Here is a 3563-nt window from a genome sequence, read left to right as displayed (position 1 = left end):
TGGTTGCGGGAGTAGGATTTGAACCTACGACCTTCAGGTTATGAGCCTGACGAGCTACCTGGCTGCTCCATCCCGCGGTGTTTTTGGTCGTTTTTTTGACCTTTTGTCCTTCAGTGTGTTTTGCGTTTCTGAAGGTTTGTTTTTGTGCTTATCGTTTTGAGAGATATTTGAGGTCGTTTGATAGGTTTGGCGATGACCTACTCTCCCACAGCTTAAGCAGCAGTACCATCGGCGCAACGGTGCTTAACGACCGGGTTCGGAATGGGACCGGGTGTTTCACTCGCGCTATGATCACCAAACCGATCAAACGGCCTCGTGTCCAAGTCATTTCACTGATTGTGTTGTGTATGCTTTTGATTATGTAAAAGTCTTTCTTTTACTGGATCAAATCAAGCCTATCGGACCATTAGTACCGGTCAACTGAATGCATTGCTGCACTTACATCTCCGGCCTATCGACGAGGTGGTCTACCTCGGTCCTCAGGGATACCTTGTTTTGAGGGGGGCTTCCCGCTTAGATGCCTTCAGCGGTTATCCTGTCCGATCATAGCTACCCTGCACTGCTGCTGGCGCAACAACAGGTCCACCAGTGGATCGTTCACCCCGGTCCTCTCGTACTAGGGGCAACTCCTCTCAAGTATCCTACACCCACGGCAGATAGGGACCGAACTGTCTCACGACGTTCTAAACCCAGCTCACGTACCTCTTTAAACGGCGAACAGCCGTACCCTTGGGACCTGCTCCAGCCCCAGGATGAGATGAGCCGACATCGAGGTGCCAAACACTGCCGTCGATATGGACTCTTGGGCAGTATCAGCCTGTTATCCCCGGCGTACCTTTTATCCGTTGAGCGATGGCCCTTCCACTCGGGACCACCGGATCACTATGGCCGTCTTTCGACTCTGCTCGACTTGTCAGTCTCGCAGTCAGGCTGGCTTCTGCCATTGCACTCAACGAGCGATTTCCGACCGCTCTGAGCCAACCTTCGCGCGCCTCCGTTACGCTTTAGGAGGCGACCGCCCCAGTCAAACTACCCGCCACACAGGGTCCCGGATCCGGATAACGGACCGCGGTTAGACATCAAGCAATGCAAGGGTGGTATCTCAAGGGAGGCTCCACCGACACTGGCGTGTCGGTTTCAAAGCCCACCACCTATCCTGCACATGCATGGCCTGATGCCAGTGTGAAGCTGTAGTAAAGGTGCACGGGGTCTTTCCGTCTAACCGCGGGAAGCCTGCATCTTGACAGGCAATTCAATTTCGCTGAGTCGATGTTGGAGACAGCGGGGAAGTCGTTACGCCATTCGTGCAGGTCGGAACTTACCCGACAAGGAATTTCGCTACCTTAGGACCGTTATAGTTACGGCCGCCGTTTACCTGGGCTTCAATTCGGAGCTCTCACCCCTCCTTTTAACCTTCAGGCACCGGGCAGGCGTCAGACCCTATACGTCGTCTTACGACTTCGCAGAGCCCTGTGTTTTTAGTAAACAGTCGCCACCCCCTGGTTTGTGCCCCCAGCCAATACTTGCGTAGAAACTGGGCCTCCTTCTCGCGAACTTACGGAGGTATTTTGCCGAGTTCCTTCAACATCGTTCTCTCAAGCGCCTTGGTATGCTCTACCAGTCCACCTGTGTTGGTTTAGGGTACGGTCTCATGGAGGGCTATTTCCAGGAACCAATCAGCGGCCCGCCCAATCCGATAAGGGCGAACAACCTTCATGATCCGTCACATCCTCCTGGCCTAGGAATATTAACCTAGTTCCCATCGCCTACGGCTTTCGCCCTCGGCTTAGGGGCCGGCTTACCCTGCTCAGATTAGCTTTAAGCAGGAACCCTTGGACTTTCGGCGAGAGTGTCTCTCACACTCTTTGTCGCTACTCATGTCATCATTCTCACTAGTGATCTCTCCACCGGATGGCTCACGCCCCGGCTTCATCGAAAGCTCCATATCCTCCAAGGCAATCCGGAGATTGCTAAAGAGGATTGGAACTATGTCACACTACGCTCTGCTACCATGCACTATGTGCATCCTAGACTTCGGCTCATGGCTTGAGCCCCGTTACATCTTCGCCGCAGGACAACTTATTTAGACCAGTGAGCTGTTACGCTATCTTTAAAGGATGGCTGCTTCTAAGCCAACCTCCTGGTTGTTTTGGTCGTCCCACCTGCTTTCCCACTTAGCCATGAATTAGGGGCCTTAGTCGTAGGTCAGGGTTGTTTCCCTCTCCACTACGGACGTTAGCATCCGCAGTGTGTCTGCCATCTAGTACTCCCGGGTATTCGGAGTTTGGTTAGGATCAGTAAGCCTGTGGGGCCCCATTACCCATCCAGTGCTCTACCCCCCGGGGTATTCAGATGACGCTCTACCTAAATAGATTTCGCAGAGAACCAGCTATCTCCGAGTTTGATTGGCCTTTCACCCCTAGGCACAGCTCATCCCGATCTTTTTCAACAGATGTGGGTTCGGTCCTCCAGTGCGTGTTACCGCACCTTCAACCTGGCCATGCCTAGATCACTCGGTTTCGGGTCTGATCCATCTAACTCATGCGCCCTATTAAGACTCGCTTTCGCTGCGCCTACACCTAACGGCTTAAGCTTGCTAGATAGACCAAGTCGATGACCCATTATACAAAAGGTACGCTGTCAGCCCTCAAGGGGCCTCCAACTGATTGTAGGCGTTCGGTTTCAGGTACTGTTTCACTCCCCTCGTCGGGGTGCTTTTCACCTTTCCCTCACGGTACTGGTTCGCTATCGGTCAGTAAGGAGTACTTAGCCTTCGAAGGTGGTCCTCCGATCTTCAGACAGGATTTCACGTGTCCCGCCCTACTTAATACATCCTTCAGAGCTTCGAATACGGGGCTGTCACCCACTATGGCCCGTCTTCCCAAACGGTTCTTCTCACTCATCAGGCTTGGCTGGTCCGCGTTCGCTCGCCACTACTAGCGGAGTATCAATTGATTTCCTTTCCTCCGGGTACTTAGATGTTTCAGTTCCCCGGGTTTGCTCTTAAGACCCTATGTATTCAGGTCAAAAGTACCTGGTTAAGAACATTATAAATTACCGAGGTAATTATAATGAACTTTCAGGTGGGTTCCCCCATTCAGAGATCCATGGATCAAAGCTTATTCTCAGCTCCCCATAGCTTATCGCAGAGTATCACGTCTTTCATCGCCTCTTACTGCCAAGGCATCCACCAAACGCCCTTCTCGCGCTTGATTTGATCCAGAAAGAGAAAGACTTGCGTCTCTCGTGATCGCAAAAGCTGGCATGCCTGCAATCCTGTTTCTGAACCAAAAGTCATACTTTTCCCGCTCTTTGCCTTGGAACCCAGACTGCCGATGTCGGTCGGCCCCGTCTGGAAGACAAAGAACTATGCAAGATCTCTCGATCTTGCGGGTTAGTGTACTTGACTTGGACAACTCTGTTCGTTTCAGCAGGCAGACCCTTGGAAGACCGAGGAAACAGTCTTGGTCAAAGGCTCGCCAAACCTCTAAAGGTAAGGCACCTAACTGAGATCATCCCCGTACTTAGGGCGATCAAACAGTGTTGATTGTTATTCTTAAGAC

At 52.1% G+C, this 3563-nt stretch carries 1 tRNA gene and 2 rRNA genes; all 3 read right to left on the bottom strand.

Annotated elements, in window-relative coordinates:
* A tRNA-Met gene (locus tag PJL69_RS20145) sits at positions 1-77 on the bottom strand.
* A gap of 107 nt (positions 78-184) precedes the next feature.
* Positions 185-299 (bottom strand): 5S ribosomal RNA (gene rrf, locus PJL69_RS20140).
* A gap of 86 nt (positions 300-385) precedes the next feature.
* Positions 386-3215 (bottom strand): 23S ribosomal RNA (locus PJL69_RS20135).
* Positions 3216-3563 lie beyond the last annotated feature (348 nt).

The organism is Shimia sp. MMG029 (assembly GCF_027947445.1).
Taxonomy (GTDB): domain Bacteria; phylum Pseudomonadota; class Alphaproteobacteria; order Rhodobacterales; family Rhodobacteraceae; genus Shimia.
This window is presented reverse-complemented; position numbering and strand designations above follow the sequence as displayed.